Origin of the sequence: Streptomyces mayonensis (assembly GCF_018982965.1) — a bacterium.
In the GTDB taxonomy this organism is placed as follows: domain Bacteria; phylum Actinomycetota; class Actinomycetes; order Streptomycetales; family Streptomycetaceae; genus Streptomyces; species Streptomyces mayonensis.
Window position 1 is genome coordinate 49431 of sequence record NZ_JACBYP010000010.1, and the last position, 14632, is coordinate 64062.

Genomic DNA, 14632 nt, shown 5'->3' on the forward strand with positions numbered 1-14632 from the left:
AGAGGCAGAGGTGGAGCACATGAGACGGGTACTCGTGGTGGAGCAGGACACCTCCGCCGCAGCTGCCATGGTGAGCGATCTGCGCCGGCAGGGATTCACCGCCGGCAGCGTCTCCACCGGAAGACGCGCGCTCCGCGTCCACGGTGAGGCGGATCTGGTGATGTTCTCGTTGGAGCTGCCGGATATCGACGGACTGGAATTGTGCCGGTCGCTGCGCAACGGCGGCGATACGGCCCTGATCGCGGTCACCGAGGCCGATGCCGAACTGGATCGGGTTCTCGTTCTGCACGCCGGTGCCGACGACTGTGTGGTGAAAAGCTGGGGTTTCCGGGAAGTGAGCGCACGCATCGAAGCGGTACTGCGCCGAGTCCAGCCTCGGCAGATGCTTCCCGCCGCCATTTCCCTTTGCGATCTCCATATCGATCCGCGGCGCCAGGAAGTCCGCCTCGGCGGGCGGCTCATCGGCGTCACGTCGAAGGAATTCGAGCTGCTCTACACGCTGGCCGCCACACCGGAGACGGTGGTGACGCGGAAAGAGCTGATGGCCCGGGTCTGGGGCAGCAACTGGGGCCACACCAGCCGGACCATCGACACGCATGTGAGCAGCCTCCGGGCGAAGCTCGGCTCCGGCGGCTGGATCATCACGGTCCGTGGCGTCGGCTACCGGATGGGATACGCCTGGCAGATGCCGGAGACGACCGCGGGCTGAGCTGATTCGCCGGTGGCGGCGCGGCCACCCGGAGCACGCCTCACACGCCCGCGTCCTCCAACCGCCGCAGCAGCGGATGGTCCGCCTGTCCCGCCCCGCCCACCATCCGCCGCGCCCACCACGCCGAGGCGAGGTTCGACGTCAGCAGCGTGCGGTCCGGCCCGGTGCGGGCCAGTTCGGTCAGGGCGGCGAGCGTGCCCATGCCCGTACCCGTGAAGAGCAGGGCCGTACCGGCGGGCAGTTCCCGCTCCCGGATCCGCCGCAGGATGACCCCGGTCGTCACCCCGTACGGGTCGAAGTGCGCGGTCCCGCCCGGGCCCGCGGCTTCCTCCGCAGGGACGAGCACCACGCCGTCGACCGTCAGCCCGGCCCGCTCCCAGAAAGCGCGGGAGGTCTCGGTCAGCCACGGCTCGTACGGCGAGACGAGGGTCAGCCGGGTCACGCCGAGTGCCTCGCAGGCCGCCAGGATCGCCTGCGTGGAGGACTGGACCGGCGCGCCGACGCGCTCGGACAGCGCGTCGCAGAAGGCCCGGTCGCCGGCCGGCTCCAGCAGGTAGTGCGACGCGCTGCACGCCACCACGGTCGCGTCCAAGCGTAGCGCACCGAAGCTGCCCAGCAGGGCCGGGAGCACCTCGTTGTACGTCTCCAGCATCGCCCGGAGTCCGACGCCCGGCGTCACCGGGAAACGAGAGGTGTACACATTCATTCCGGCGCCGAGCAGGTGATTGAACTCGGGTTCCGCCGTGGGATTTTCCGGCGGCACGACGACCCCTAGCCGGGGCAGTGAGAAGAGATCCATGGTCAGCACCGTAGGACGTACGGAACACCACCTGGTGCCTGCCTGCCGCTATTTCGCACGCCCGCACGCCTTCTTTGCGTGTCCTTTCCTTCTTGACATTCCTTGACACTCCGCCACGCAGCTGTGACACGCTGGGTATTGCCCCTTCCAGTCGAATCACCGAAAGATGTGAGTCAGCGAAATTCAGCTGTGAAGGAGGAGCGGAACACATGGCAACAGAAGGCCCCGAGAAACTGGAGAGTCCGCCCCGGATATCGGACGCGACCCTGCGGGACTCCGCGCATATGGCGGGTGTCGAATTCAGCCCCGAGGGCGCCGCGGCCATCGCGGACCTGCTGGTGCGTACGGGCGTCGACCTCGTCGAGGTGGGCATGGTCTCCGGACCGGACTCCAAGGATGCCGACCTCGTCCTCGCCACGCACGAGGCGGTCACTGCCGAGCGCAGCATGACCCTCGTCGTCGTCCGCGACCGCCGCCAGGTGGCCCGAGCGCTGGACGAGGCCGAACGGCTCGGCGTACGGCACATCATGTACTCCATCCCCACCTCCGAGCAGCACGCACAGCTGAAGCTCGACTCGGCCAGTCCCAAGTTCCTCCAGGCACTCGCGCGTTCGGCGATCCAGCAGGCGAAGGAGCGCGGCTTCCACGTCACCTTCAGCGGTGAGGACGGCGCCCGTACGCCACGGGAGCGGCTCGTCCCTTATGTGGAGGCGGGGTTCGCGGCGGGCGCCGACCGGTTCCGGCTCGCGGAGACGGTCGCGTACCTCTCGCCGTGGCAGATGGAGGAGGTCATCGCGGACCTCACCGCGATTCCCGGCTCCGAGATCGAGATCCACTCGCACAACATGCTCGGCATGGCCGTCGCCAACTCGCTGGCCGCCGTCCGCGCCGGGGCCAGGTGGATCTCCGCGACCGTCGGCGGAATCGGTGAGCGCGGCGGCAACGCGCCGCTCGCCGAACTGCTCACCTCGCTGCGCGTCATCCACGGCGACACCCGCTTCGACCTGACCCACCTCACCGAGCTGTCCCGGATCGCCCTGCGCGGCGCCGGCCTCGGGGAGGCGTTCCAGTCCGGGCCGACCACGCCGCACGCCTTCGCGTACGAGCTGCCGGGCCAGCTGAGCCACCCGCACGCGTACGAGACGCTGCCCGCCGAACTCGTCGGCAACCGACGTGAACTGCGCGTCCGCTCGCGCCTCACCACCGCGCTGGTCCGCTGGGCCCTGGCCGATTCGGGCTTGGAGGTCGACGTCGACGCCTTCACACCATGGCTGGCCGAACGGCAGGAGCGGGACGGCCGGCCGCTGCTGGACCGGGACACGATCCGCAAGGCCGCCATCGATTTCCGTCCTGTGACCGCATAGCCCACCTCACCTGTCTACGGAGTTCATGATGCCCACCGCGACCCTGACCGGCGTATGCCCCGAGTGCGAGACCGACCTGACCGTCCCCCCGGTCACCCTCGGCGAGACGCTTTCCTGCCCCGAGTGCATTCTGACCCTCCGCGTCGAGGCCGTCGAGAACGGCCGACTGACGCTGGAGATGGTCGAGGTGCAGCTGCGCGACTGGGGCCAGTGAGATGGGCGCCGTCCGCCCCCTCGCCCTCGTCGCGGACCGGATCGCCTGGGAGGAACGGCTGCTCATCGAGGCGGCTCCCGCCTTCGGACTCCGTATCGACTGGGTCAACGACGAGTCCCTCTCGCTCGGCCACCCGGACGCCCCGGCCATCAAGGGGTACGACGCCCTCCTCATCCGCAGCCGCAGCTACACCCGCGGCGGCCTCATCGCCAGCCTCGCCGAGGCGGCCGGCGCCACGACGCTGAACACCGCCCGCGCCATCCACGCCTGCGAGAACAAGGCCGCGCTGCGCGCCCTCCTCCGGACGGCGGGCGTGCCGGTTCCCGACCACCGGCTCGTCCTCTCCCGTAAGGACTTCGACAAGGCGCTCGCTGATCTGCCGCTGCCGCTCGTCCTCAAGCCGGTCTTCGGCGGGATGGGCAAGCGGGTCACGCTGATCCGGGACGCCGACACCGCGCACTCCGTGTACGACTACATCGAGGACCTGGCCCACGCCTTCGAGCAGGCCGGCGTGGTGGAGCCCTACCTCGGCGGCAGCTCGGTGCGGTGCCTGGTCGTCGGGCGGGAGCTGGTCGGAGCGGCGGAGTTCGAGAGCGGCGGCAGCGACTGGCGCAACAACGCGGCGCTCGGCAACAAGAACCGCGCCATCGCCCACGATCCCGATGTCGTCAAGATCGTCGAGAGTGTGGTGGACGTGCTCGGCCCCGGCATCTACGGCGTCGACCTCTTCGCCACCCCGGACGGCCACGTCGTCAACGAGGTCAACCACGCCCCCGGCTTCCGGGCGGTGGCCTCCGCCACCGGAGTGGACATCCCCTCGGCCATCGGCCGTTATGTGCAGGAGCTACTCGCATGATCCGTGCAGGAGTCGTCGGCGCCTCCGGGCTCGCCGGCGGCGAACTCATCCGTCTCATCACCCAGCATCCCGATCTCGAACTCACCTTCCTGGGCGGCTCCTCCAACATCGGCCGCCGTCCCTCCGAGCTCCATCCCGGCCTCCGCTACGACCAGGGCCTGACCATCCAGCCGGTCACCGAAGAGGTCGCGGACCAGGTCGACGTGCTCTTCCTCGCCACACCGGCGCCGGTCTCGGCCGAGCTGGCCTCGCTGCTCGCGGACCGCGTCCCGGCGATCGTCGACCTCAGCGGCGCGTTCCGCATCCGCACACTGGAGCTGCACGACCGCTGGTATCCGAAGGTCAGGCGCCGCACCGACCTGGCGGACCGATTCGTGTACGGCGTACCCGAGTTGATCGGCGGCCAACTGGCCGACGCCGCACTCATCTCGCTGCCCGGCTGCTACGCCACCGCGATCACGCTGGGCCTCGCGCCGCTCACGCTGGGCCTCGGGCTCGACCTGAAGACGGTGGTCGTGGACGCTAAGAGCGGCTCCAGCGGTGGTGGCGTCCAGCTGCGCACCTCTGACCTGCACCCGTTCCGCGCCGGAGCCATCGCCCCGTACTCACCGACCGGCCACCGGCACGCCGCCGAGGTCGGTGACTTCCTGGAGCGGAGCAAGCCCGGCACCATCGGCAACCTGACCATGTCGGCGTACGGCGTTCCGAACGTACGGGGTCTGCTGACCAGTTCGTACGTGTTCACCGACGAGAAGCTCGACCAGCGCGAGCTGAACCGGGCCTACCTGCGCTTCTACAAGGGACGCCCGTTCGTCCGGGTGCGGCGGCACAGCGAGACGTTGATCCCGGTGCCGGACCCGCAGGTGGTGCTCGGCTCCAACTACGCCGACGTGACGGTCCTGCTGGACGAGGACGGCGGACGGATCGTCGTGCTCGCCGCGCTCGACAACCTGGTCAAGGGAGCGGCGGGACAGGCCGTGCAGGCGACGAACCTGCGGTTCGGGCTGCCGGAGGAGACGGGGCTGACGCAGCAGCCGGTGATGCCGGCATGAGCGCAACGCCTGCCGTTCCTACGGTGGTCAAACTCGGCGGCAGCTGCCTGGATGGTCTCGGCGGCACCTGGTGGGACGACCTGGCCCGGCACGGCCGGGAGCGGCCGCTGGTCCTCGTGCACGGCTGGTCCAAGCCGCTGAAGAAGCTCGACCCGCGCCACAGCGCACCGTCCGCGATCCTGCGTGACCGGTACGGAAACCAGAGCCGGTGGACCACACCCGAGGTCATCGACGACATCAAGACGGTCAGTGCCGTCCTGGCCGAGGACGTCCTCGCGCGGCTGGAGGGCCGCGGCATCACCGCCGAGCGGCTGCTCGGCAGCGACGGACTGGTCAGCGCGGGTGACGGCGAGCGCTGGTGGTGGCGGGAGAAGCAGCTCGTCGAGCTGGAGAACCTCGTCGGCCCGATCACCGGCGTCGATCCGGCCCCGCTCAAGAACCTCCAGCGGGGCCACGCCTACCTGGTCACTCCGCTCGCCCGGAACGCGGCCGGCCAGGAGGTCAACACCGACGCCGACCGGGCCGCCGCCGCGATCGCCGGCGCCACCGGCGCGTCCGACCTGGTCCTGGTCACCGACGTCGGCCACCTGCTCATCGACGGCCGGCCGGTCCGCCGGATCAGCGCCGAGGACGCCGCCGCCTTCCGCGACAAGGGCGCGAAGGGCGGGATGCGCAAGAAGCTGCGCGCGGCCGGCGAGGCGCTGGAGCGCGGTGTGGACCGGGTCGTCATCGGCAGCGCCGCCGTCACGGAGCTGCTGGACGGCACCACCGGCACGGTCATCACCCGATCCCGGGGCCGGTTCCGGGACCGAGCGGAAGGCGGAGAGGCATGACGCGGTCCCGTGTGCTGGTCGTCAACAACGGCACGCTCTCGCTGAAACAACTCCGTTCACGCTTCGAGGAGTTGGGGTCCGATACCGAGGCGGTCGACGCCTCTTCCGTGCCAGCCCGCGTGGACGGCCGCTACCAGGCCATCGTGCTGAGCGGCACCAAGGTACGCGCGTACGACAGCACGTTCTACAAACCCCTGATCGACCTGGTGACGACAGCGCACGTGCCGGTTTTCGGCATCTGCGGCGGCATGCAGATCCTCGCCGTCGCGGCCGGCGGAGAACTCGCCGAGGGCCCGCAGCGGGTCGGCGGTTACGAGGCACAGGTCGACACCGAGGAACCGCTCTTCACCTATGTGAAGCCCACGGTCACCGTCTTCCACCGGCACACGCTCTACCTCCAGGCTGCCCCTGCGGGCTACCGCTCGATCGGCCGCTCCCAGCACGCGCCCGTGGAGTTCCTGCGCTCGGACGACGGCCGGATCCACGGCGCACAGGCCCACCTGGAGTTTCGCAAGGACGGCCTGGAGATCCTGCGCGGCTTCGCGCAGCTCTATCAGTGACCGCGGCCGTCACCGGGCCCGCAACCGACCCCTCCGTACAGAACGAGGACCTCACCATGAGCGCAGCAATACCGGAAGAACCGCAGGACCCCGCCCTCACCGTCCACCTCAACGGCAGCGGCGGCGCCATTGAGGGCTGGGTGGTCATCGACACGCTCGTCGACGGCCTGGCGATGGGCGGCACCCGGATGACCACCGGTGTGAACGAGGAGGAGGTCGCGGGCCTGGCCAGGGACATGACCGAGAAGTTCACGCTGGCCGGCCTCCGCATCGGCGGTGCCAAGGCCGGGATCGCGGCCGACGCTACGAACTCCGTGGGCGCGGCACGCGAGGAGACCTTCCGCACCTTCGGCCGCACGGTGAAGCCGCTCCTGCACGGCGGCATCCACCTGGGCATCGACATGGGCGTCACGCCTGCCGACCGGGCCGTCTTCTTCGAGGCGGCGAAGTACGACCCGCGCTACCGGCTCGGCGCTCCCGACATGCCGATCGACTGGCGTACGTACTACGAGCCCCTGATCGACGCCACCGGCCACGGTGTCGGCGTCGCGGCGGTCACCGCTCTGGAGTCGAGCGGCCGCACCGGGCCGGCCCGGGTCGTGGTGCAGGGGTTCGGCGCGGTGGGCCGCGCCGTGGCGCGGTTCCTGGAGGACCGCGGGCACATCGTCGTCGGTATCGCGGACATTCAGGGCACGATCAGCGCGGACCGGCTTCCGGTGGCCGAACTCGTGGCGGTCACCGACCAGTTCGGCGCGATCGACCGGACCCGGCTGCCGCAGGAGGTGAAGCTCTCCGCCGAACCGGACGCCTGGCTGGACGTGGACGCGGACATCCTGATCCTGGCCGCGCAGAAGTACGCGATCAACGCCGAGAACGCCCACCGCCTGCGGACCGGCCTGGTGGTGGAGGGCGCCAACCTCGCCTCCAGCGCTGCCGCCAAGGAGAAGGTGGCCGCCTCCGGGGCCGGTCTGGTGCCGGGTGTGATCGCCAACATCGGCGGCGCCGCGTCCGCCGCGCTGGCCGTGACCCGGGTCGTCCCGTTCGGCCTGGAGGCACAGGCGCGTAAGGCCTGGGTCTTCGACTGGGTCGGCGACCGGGTCCGGCAGAACACCCGTGACCTGCTGGAGATCGCGGCCTCGCGCGCGGGCGACCCGCTGCCGGAACTGCTCGCGGTCCGCCGCAAGGAGCGCGGATGAGCACGGCGGCGAAGGAGCGGCCCGCCCCGGTGCGGGCGGCTGTCACGAAGGAGCGCGCCGCCGAGTACCGCCGCCGTGGCTGGTGGCGGCCGGAGACCTTCCTCGACGATCTGCACCGCCAGGCGCGCGAGCGACCGCACCGGCTCGCCATCGCGGGCCGACGCGTGACGGAGTCCCGTACGGATACGCTCACCTACGCCGAACTGGACTGTCTGACCGACCGGTTCGCGCTGTCCCTCCTCGAACTGGGTGTTGAGCGAGGCGACTTCGTCGCCGTACAGCTGCCCAACCGGTGGGAGATGGTGCCGCTGATCTTCGCCTCCATCCGGGTCGGTGCGGTCATCATCCCGATCTCGCCCATCTGCACCGAGATCGAGCTGCGCCACCGCCTCTCCCTCACTCAGGCCCAAGTGTGCATCACGCTCCCGGAGTGGTCGGGCACCCCGCTGGCGGAGATCGCCACCGGTCTGCTGGATGACCTTCCGTCGCTGAAACATGTGCTGGTGGTGGACGGGCCACTGCTGCCCGAGGGTGCGCGTCCGTTCCACGAGCATTTCGTGGCGGAGGCGCGGGAGGAGCGGGAAGGCGCCGCAGCCCGGCTGGACGGACTGGCGCTCGGCGCGGACGACCCGTTCGTGGTGCTGTTCACCTCCGGCACGACCGGCCTGTCCAAAGGCGTGCTGCACAGCCAGAACACGGTCCACTCGGCGGTACGCGGATATGTCGACGCCTTCGGAGCGAGTGAGGGCGGTGATCGGGAGTGGGTGGCCGCGGTCTCCACGCCGCTGGTGCACTACTCGGGCTTCGCGCAGGGCGTGCTGGCCGGCGTCCTGCTGGGCGGGACCGTCGCCTTTCAGGACGTACGCCGCAACGAGGCGCTGCTCGACCTGGTCGAGCGGTACGGCGCGACCCTGCTCTACGGGCCTCCCGCCACGCTCGCCGATGTGGCCGCGTCGCAACGCGCCGAACGGCGGGACACCGGCACCCTGCGCCATGTCGTGATCGGCTCGGCGCCGGTGCTGAAGGAGCTGGCCGACGAGGTCCACGAGACCCTCGGCGCCCGCGCTCACTCGCTCTGGGGCATGTCGGAGAACGGGCCCGTGACCACCACCCGGCCCGAGGACCCGGACGGCTGGTCGGCGCGGAGCAACGGCCGCGTGATCGACGCCATGGAGACCCGGATCGAGGTGTCGGAGGCGTACGGGACGCCGTTGGCCGAGGGTTCTGTCGGCCGGCTCAAGGTGCGCGGCGCCTCGCTCGCGCTCGGGTACCACCAGCGGCCCGAGGCGTTCGCGGCCGAGCTGGACGAGGACGGCTGGTTCGATACCGGCGACCTGGCCCGGGACGACGGCCGGGGCGGCATCCGGATCATCGGCCGGGCGCGGGACGCGATCCTGCGGGACGGACGCGTGGCGCCGATGACAGAGCTGGAGGCGGTGATCGGCAGCCATCCGAGAGCGGAGGAGGCCGCACTGGTGGGCCTGGAGCCCGCGGACGGAGTGCCGGGCGGTCTGATCGTCGCCGTGGTGGTCCCGCGCGGCGGCCGGGGACCGACGCTGGAGGAGGTCCGGGCCCGGGTCACGGCGGCGGGCCATGAGGCCCGCTTCCTGCCGGACCGCCTGGAGCTCGTGCCCGCTCTTCCGAAGACCCTCACCGGCAAGGTCCGGAAGGCGGAGCTACGGGAGCGGTACGCACCGGAGCCCTCCGCCTGACCCCGTACCCGCACGCCCATCGCGCACTGGAGCTGCTGTCATGGCCCAACCCACACCGGTCTCGCCCGTCTCCATGTCGGCGACCCTCGCCGCCGACGAGGCCCTGGCCCGCCGGCGCGCGGCCGGGGAGCGGGTCCTGTCGATGGCGAGCGGCGAGATCGGCCTGCCGGTGCTGCCCGCTCTCCGGGAACGGCTCGCGGCGGCGGCCGGCGAGAACGCGTACGGCTCCGTCGCCGGCGGCCCGGCCCTGCGGACCGCCGTCGCCGGGTACTGGGAGCGGCGCGGCCTGTCGGTCGACCCGGGCCTGGTCGTGGCAGGTCCGGGCAGCAAGGCGCTGCTCTTCGCGCTGCTCCTGGCGATCGGCGGAGACGTGATCGTGCCGGTCCCCAGCTGGGTGAGTTACGCGGCTCAGGCCCGGCTGGTCGGCGCTACGCCCCTTCCCGTACCGATTCTGCCAGGCCAGGGAGGAGTGCCGGATCCGGAGCGGCTGCGCGAGGCGGTCGCAGACGCGCGGGCGGCCGGCCGACACCCGCGTGCGGTGGTCGTGACCGTGCCGGACAACCCGACCGGGACGGTCGCATCGGTCTCCACCGTAGGGGAGTTGGCGGAAGCGGCCCGCGAACTCGACCTGGTCGTCGTCTCCGACGAGATCTACTGCGACCTGGTCCACGACAGCTCCGGACCGGCCGTCTCCCCGGCTCTGCACGCCCCTGAGCGGACCGTCGTGACGACCGGGCTCACCAAGAATCTGGCGCTCGGCGGCTGGCGTACCGGCGTGGCGCGGCTGCCCGACGGCGAGCTGGGCCGCGCGCTGCACACCCGGCTGGTGGCGATCGCCAGCCAGATCTGGTCGAGCCCGCCGTCCCCCGTGCAGACGGCAGCCGCGTACGCGTTCGGCGAGCCGCCGGAGGTCGTCGAGCGGATCGCGGCGAGCCGGCGGTTGCACGCCAAGGTGGTGCGCGCGGTCGCTGCCCGTTTCACCGCCGTCGGCGCGGAGCTGTCGCCCGTCGTTGCGACCTGCTACCTCTACCCGGACTTCGAACCGCTCCGGGACCACCTGGCGGCGGCGCACGGCGTGCACGACGGCGACGCTCTGGCCGCGCTGTTCTCCGAGCGGTACGGGGTCGGCGTCCTGCCCGCCACCGCGTTCGGCGAGCCCGCCCGCCCGCTGCGCATCCGCGCGGCGACCAGCCACTTCTACGGCGAGAGCGACGAACAACGCACAGCGGCGCTGGAGTCGGCCGACCCACTCGCCCTGCCGTGGATACGGGAGGCCGTGGACCGGGTCGGCGAGGTCCTGGCCGACCTCGTGGCCGCAACGGTCGCCGCTCCCACCCCGCGCGCCTGATGTCACCCGACTCACCGATGTACCCACACACCTGCTGAAGGAGCCACCGATGCCCCACTCCCATCTTCCCGTCCTCTTCGAGGTCCTCCACCACGGCGAACGCCATGTCGGCTTCGGCCGTCCCGAGGACGGTGCCGAGCTGACCCTGTACCGGGTGGAGGACGGCCGGGTCGCCGCCGCCTTCATCGCCACCGACGGCTCGGAGGAGGCGTTGCGTGCCGCGCTCACCGAGGGCGCGGAGACGGTCACCGTGATGGCCGGTGGCCCTGGCCTGCGCCTGCTGCCGCCGCTGCTGCCGCAGGCCACCGGCAACGCGCTGCTGAGCGGTTTCATGGGCACGCACAGGAAGAAGTGGGGCGGCGAAACGGCACCGGACGACGGCGAGTTCACGCCGCCGAAGTGGTTCTTCAAGGGATTCGGCGACTGGGCGCGGATGCCCGGAGAGGACCTGAACGTGCCTGCGCGGCCCGTCGGCCTCATCGAGGAGCCCGAGGTCGCGCTCGTCTACGTGAACGACGCCGACGGCACCCCGCACTACGCCGGCTACACCTTCGGCAACGACTTGTGCGACATCGGTCTGCACCGCCAGGACCCGGGCTACAACCCGTACTGCAAGCTGTGCGACACGGCCCTCACTCCGTGGCTCTTCCTCGGCCCGCCGCCGCGCACGGTGTCCGGCCGGGTCACCATCGTCCGGGACGGCGCGACGGCCTGGGAGGGCCCGTTCGACTGCGGCGAAGACGCGCTCTACTACCGGATCCAGGACATGGCGGACCATCTGTTCACCTTCCCGGCGGTACGGCGGCCCGGGCTGGTCAACTACGTCCTGCTGGGCGCCGACGAGGCGAGCTTCCACGACGGGTTCCGGATCGCCGACGGCGACCGGATCGCCATCGACGTGAAGAGTCACGGGGTCGCATTCGAGAACCGGGTGCGGTACGTCTCGCCGGTCCCGTCCACCACCCCGGCGGCCGCACCGGCACCGGAGGCTGCCGAAGTCTCCGCGCCTGTCGCGACGGCATGAACAGCTCGTGAAGCAGGGCCGGTCGACCTGTGCAGACGGCACAGGTCGCAGGCACGCTCGGAGAGTCGGCAACCCAACCGGCCTCACCGCCACCGGACTTCGCAGGAGGAGACCGCGCCGTGCCCACCCCCGTCAAGAAACAGGTGCATCTCGCAGCGCAGCTGCCCGGCATCCACAATGTGACCGTCTGGTCGGACCCTCGCTCCGAGAGCCAGATATCCATCGACTCCTTCATCCGGCTCGCGCAGACCGTCGAACGCGGCAAGTTCGACTTCTTCTTCCTCGCCGAAGGGCTGCGGCTGCGCGAGCACAAGGGGCAGGTCTACGACCTGGACATCGCGGGCCGGCCGGAGAACCTGACGGTGCTCAGCGCCCTGGCCGCCGTCACCACGCACCTCGGCCTGGCCGCCACGGTGAACGCGACGTTCAACGAGCCGTACGAAGTGGCGCGCCGGTTCGCCACCTTGGACCGGCTCAGCGGCGGGCGGGCCGCCTGGAACGTGGTGACCAGCTACGACGCGTTCACCGGCGAGAACTTCCGCCGAGGCGGCTTCCTCCCGGAGGCCGACCGCTACACGCGGGCCGCTGAATTCCTCCTCACAGCACGGGAGTTGTGGGACAGCTGGTCGGCCGGCGATCTGAGGGCCGACGCGCGGTCGGGCGAGTTCGTCGCCGCCGACGCCGGCCGCTTCGCCCATCGGGGCCGGCACTTCGACATCTCCGGCCGGTTCACCACTCCGCCGGGACCGCAGGGCCATCCGGTGATCATCCAGTCCGGCGAGTCCGACGCGGGCCGGGAGTTCGCCGCGTCCGACGCCGAGGTCATCTTCAGCAAGCACAACCGGGTCGACGTGGCCCGGGAGTTCTACCGGGACGTGAAGCGGCGCCTGGCGACGTACGGCCGGAGCCCCGACGATCTGCTGATCCTTCCCACCGCCAACGCGGTCGTCGCGGACACCGACGAGGAGGCGGCGGCCTACGCGGAGGAGATCAGCCGCGAGCTGGTCAGCCCGCAGACCGCGATCGCCCACCTGGAGGCGGTCTGGGGACGCGACCTGTCCGCGTACGACCCGGACGGGCCACTGCCCGACATCGAACCCGAGGACGACGCCCACTTCCTGAAGGGCCACTCCGTCTTCCGCAAGGGCCGGGCGGAGACGGCCCGGCAGTGGCGCAAGCTCGCGGAGGAACGGAACCTCTCCATCCGGGAGCTGGTTATCGAGGTCGGCGGCCGCCAGACCTTCGTCGGCAGCCCGCAGACGGTCGCGGACGCCATCGACGACTACGTGCAGAGCGACGGCGCCGACGGCTTCGTGCTCGTCCCGCACCTCACACCGGGCGGCCTGGACGACTTCGTGGACCGGGTGGTGCCGATCCTCCAGGAGAGAGGCGTCCACCGTGACGACTACACCGGCACCACGCTCCGGGACCACCTGGGCCTGGCCACCGCCCCCCGCCCGACCACCTGGGGCGGCCCCGGCCGGCCCCTGCGCACCGGGTCCGACGACAAGGAGACTTCCGCATGACCGGCACGACGGGCGCCACGCACGGCACGACGGGTGGCACATCAGGTGCCGCGCACGGTCCGACCGGTGCCATCGACCCGACCGGCACCCCGGCCACCGCCTCCGACGCCACGGCCCCCCTCCACCTCGCCGTCGCGCTCGACGGTGCCGGCTGGCATCCGGCGGCCTGGCGCGAGGAAGGCGCCCGGCCCGGCGAGCTGCTCGACGCCGCTTACTGGGCCGACCTGGTCATCGAGGCCGAGCGCGGCCTGCTCGACTTCGTCACCTTCGAGGACGCGCTCGGCCTCCAGTCCGCCGCCTTCCACCTGCCCGACGACCGCACTGACCAGGTCAGAGGCAGCATGGACGCGGTGCTGCTCGCTGCTCACCTGGCCCCGCTGACCCAGCACATCGGCTTGGTCCCGACCACCAACGTCACCCACACCGAACCTTTCCACGTCGCCATCGGCATCGCCACGCTCGACCACGCGAGCCGAGGCCGGGCCGGCTGGCGTCCGCAGATCGCGTCCCGGGCCGCCGACGCCGCGCACTTCGGGCGCCGCACCACACCTCAGCTCACCGAGGGAGACGTGACCGACCCGGAGTCGATCTCCCAACCGCTGCGCGCGCTCTTCGCGGAGGGCGCGGAAGTGGTGCAGGCAGCACGGTTGCTCTGGGACAGCTGGGAGGACGGAGCGGAGATACGGGACGCGGCGACGGGCCGCTTCCTCGACCGCGACAAGGTTCACCACATCGACTTCCGAGGCGCGAACTTCAGCGTGAAGGGCCCGTCCATCACCCCGCGCACCCCCCAGGGTCAGCCGCTTGTGGTGAGCCTGGCGCATGCCACCACACCGTACGAGTTCGCCGCCCTCAGCTCCGATGTCGTCGCCATCACCCCGCACGACCGGGCGGGCACGGCGGCGACCCTCGCCCAGGTGGCCGAGGCGGTGGAACGCATCGGCCGGGACGTGAGCGAGCGGCCCCTGCGCATCCTCGCGGACCTCATCGTCCTCCTAGATGACGAACCGGGCGCCGCCGCCCGGCGCAAGTCCCGCCTGGACGAGGTGGCCGGAGCCGAACTCACCTCGGACGCCGAGATCTTCACCGGCACCCCCGCCGAACTGGCCGACCTCCTCCTCGACCGGCACTCCACCGGCCTGGACGGCTTCCGCCTCCGCCCGGCCACGCTGCCGCACGACCTCACGGCCATCACCCGGAGCCTGGTCCCGGAACTCCAACGGCGCGGAGCGTTCCGTACGGAGTACGCGTCCACCACCCTGCGTGGCCACCTCGGCCTGGCACGCCCCGCCAGCCGCTACGCGAAGGCGGGTTGACAGGCGGCTGCAGACAGTCCGGGTCGCCCTGAAGGATGCTGGTGGACACGAATCGCGACAATACGGGCCGTCAGGTCCGGCTGTCGTTCCTCGGGTAGGTCCGCGGCTGCCGTCACTGCAGGT

14 protein-coding genes are annotated in these 14632 nt (G+C 71.2%); 13 read left to right on the top strand and 1 reads right to left on the bottom strand.

Annotated features, from left to right (window positions below; genetic code table 11):
* Positions 1 to 19 precede the first annotated feature (19 nt).
* Positions 20 to 709, top strand: coding sequence for a response regulator transcription factor (locus HZS56_RS05785; RefSeq protein ID WP_216719604.1), 690 nt, complete (start codon positions 20 to 22; stop codon positions 707 to 709).
* A gap of 40 nt (positions 710 to 749) precedes the next feature.
* Here the strand turns inward: HZS56_RS05785 and HZS56_RS05790 are convergent, their stop codons facing one another.
* Positions 750 to 1508, bottom strand: a complete 759-nt coding sequence (locus tag HZS56_RS05790) for a maleate cis-trans isomerase family protein (protein ID WP_216719605.1) — start codon at positions 1506 to 1508, stop codon at positions 750 to 752.
* Between the two features lie 209 nt (positions 1509 to 1717).
* On the opposite strand from HZS56_RS05790, the gene HZS56_RS05795 reads away from it, so the two are divergent.
* The 12 genes from HZS56_RS05795 (at position 1718) to HZS56_RS05850 (ending at position 14509) form a co-directional block, all read left to right on the top strand.
* Positions 1718 to 2872: a LeuA family protein gene (locus HZS56_RS05795; RefSeq protein ID WP_216719606.1), complete on the top strand. Its 1155-nt coding sequence runs from the start codon at positions 1718 to 1720 to the stop codon at positions 2870 to 2872.
* Between the two features lie 28 nt (positions 2873 to 2900).
* Entirely contained in the window at positions 2901 to 3086 is a 186-nt protein-coding gene (locus HZS56_RS05800; RefSeq protein WP_216719607.1) for a lysine biosynthesis protein LysW, read from the top strand.
* A 1-nt stretch (position 3087) separates the two neighbouring features.
* Positions 3088 to 3942, top strand: coding sequence for an ATP-grasp domain-containing protein (locus tag HZS56_RS05805; protein ID WP_216719608.1), 855 nt, complete (start codon positions 3088 to 3090; stop codon positions 3940 to 3942).
* A complete protein-coding gene (gene argC, locus HZS56_RS05810) occupies positions 3939 to 4994 on the top strand; it encodes an N-acetyl-gamma-glutamyl-phosphate reductase (RefSeq protein WP_216719609.1) in 1056 nt (351 codons plus the stop codon). Before HZS56_RS05805 ends, argC begins: the two co-directional genes overlap by 4 nt.
* Positions 4991 to 5827 carry an amino acid kinase family protein gene (locus HZS56_RS05815; protein WP_216719610.1) on the top strand — a complete coding sequence of 279 codons (837 nt, stop codon included), beginning with the start codon at positions 4991 to 4993 and terminating at the stop codon, positions 5825 to 5827. The genes argC and HZS56_RS05815 overlap by 4 nt, the downstream gene beginning before the upstream one ends.
* The gene (locus tag HZS56_RS05820; protein WP_216719611.1) at positions 5824 to 6387 is read left to right on the top strand and encodes a type 1 glutamine amidotransferase; all 564 of its coding nucleotides are present in this window, start codon (positions 5824 to 5826) and stop codon (positions 6385 to 6387) included. Before HZS56_RS05815 ends, HZS56_RS05820 begins: the two co-directional genes overlap by 4 nt.
* A 56-nt stretch (positions 6388 to 6443) precedes the next feature.
* Positions 6444 to 7583: a Glu/Leu/Phe/Val dehydrogenase dimerization domain-containing protein gene (locus HZS56_RS05825; protein ID WP_216719612.1), complete on the top strand. Its 1140-nt coding sequence runs from the start codon at positions 6444 to 6446 to the stop codon at positions 7581 to 7583.
* Positions 7580 to 9295, top strand: coding sequence for an AMP-binding protein (locus HZS56_RS05830; protein ID WP_216719613.1), 1716 nt, complete (start codon positions 7580 to 7582; stop codon positions 9293 to 9295). The genes HZS56_RS05825 and HZS56_RS05830 overlap by 4 nt, the downstream gene beginning before the upstream one ends.
* A 40-nt stretch (positions 9296 to 9335) precedes the next feature.
* Positions 9336 to 10643 carry a pyridoxal phosphate-dependent aminotransferase gene (locus HZS56_RS05835; protein WP_216719614.1) on the top strand — a complete coding sequence of 436 codons (1308 nt, stop codon included), beginning with the start codon at positions 9336 to 9338 and terminating at the stop codon, positions 10641 to 10643.
* 49 nt (positions 10644 to 10692) lie between these two features.
* A complete protein-coding gene (locus tag HZS56_RS05840) occupies positions 10693 to 11667 on the top strand; it encodes a fumarylacetoacetate (FAA) hydrolase (protein ID WP_216719615.1) in 975 nt (324 codons plus the stop codon).
* A 119-nt stretch (positions 11668 to 11786) separates the two neighbouring features.
* Entirely contained in the window at positions 11787 to 13193 is a 1407-nt protein-coding gene (locus HZS56_RS05845; protein WP_216719616.1) for an NtaA/DmoA family FMN-dependent monooxygenase, read from the top strand.
* Positions 13190 to 14509 (top strand): LLM class flavin-dependent oxidoreductase, encoded by a 1320-nt coding sequence (locus HZS56_RS05850; protein ID WP_253913792.1) that lies wholly within the window; start codon positions 13190 to 13192, stop codon positions 14507 to 14509. Before HZS56_RS05845 ends, HZS56_RS05850 begins: the two co-directional genes overlap by 4 nt.
* The last annotated feature ends 123 nt before the right edge of the window (positions 14510 to 14632 follow it).

What these genes read in the sequence shown, in the direction of transcription:
- HZS56_RS05795 (WP_216719606.1), top strand. Translation starts at nt 1,718, where the DNA reads ATGGCAACAGAAGGCCCCGAGAAACTGGAGAGTCCGCCCCGGATATCG.
- HZS56_RS05850 (WP_253913792.1), top strand. Translation starts at nt 13,190, where the DNA reads ATGACCGGCACGACGGGCGCCACGCACGGCACGACGGGTGGCACATCA.
- HZS56_RS05830 (WP_216719613.1), top strand. Translation starts at nt 7,580, where the DNA reads ATGAGCACGGCGGCGAAGGAGCGGCCCGCCCCGGTGCGGGCGGCTGTC.
- HZS56_RS05825 (WP_216719612.1), top strand. Translation starts at nt 6,444, where the DNA reads ATGAGCGCAGCAATACCGGAAGAACCGCAGGACCCCGCCCTCACCGTC.
- HZS56_RS05785 (WP_216719604.1), top strand. Translation starts at nt 20, where the DNA reads ATGAGACGGGTACTCGTGGTGGAGCAGGACACCTCCGCCGCAGCTGCC.
- HZS56_RS05800 (WP_216719607.1), top strand. Translation starts at nt 2,901, where the DNA reads ATGCCCACCGCGACCCTGACCGGCGTATGCCCCGAGTGCGAGACCGAC.
- HZS56_RS05790 (WP_216719605.1), bottom strand. Translation starts at nt 1,508, where the DNA reads ATGGATCTCTTCTCACTGCCCCGGCTAGGGGTCGTCGTGCCGCCGGAA.
- HZS56_RS05820 (WP_216719611.1), top strand. Translation starts at nt 5,824, where the DNA reads ATGACGCGGTCCCGTGTGCTGGTCGTCAACAACGGCACGCTCTCGCTG.
- HZS56_RS05840 (WP_216719615.1), top strand. Translation starts at nt 10,693, where the DNA reads ATGCCCCACTCCCATCTTCCCGTCCTCTTCGAGGTCCTCCACCACGGC.
- HZS56_RS05835 (WP_216719614.1), top strand. Translation starts at nt 9,336, where the DNA reads ATGGCCCAACCCACACCGGTCTCGCCCGTCTCCATGTCGGCGACCCTC.
- HZS56_RS05815 (WP_216719610.1), top strand. Translation starts at nt 4,991, where the DNA reads ATGAGCGCAACGCCTGCCGTTCCTACGGTGGTCAAACTCGGCGGCAGC.
- argC (WP_216719609.1), top strand. Translation starts at nt 3,939, where the DNA reads ATGATCCGTGCAGGAGTCGTCGGCGCCTCCGGGCTCGCCGGCGGCGAA.
- HZS56_RS05805 (WP_216719608.1), top strand. Translation starts at nt 3,088, where the DNA reads ATGGGCGCCGTCCGCCCCCTCGCCCTCGTCGCGGACCGGATCGCCTGG.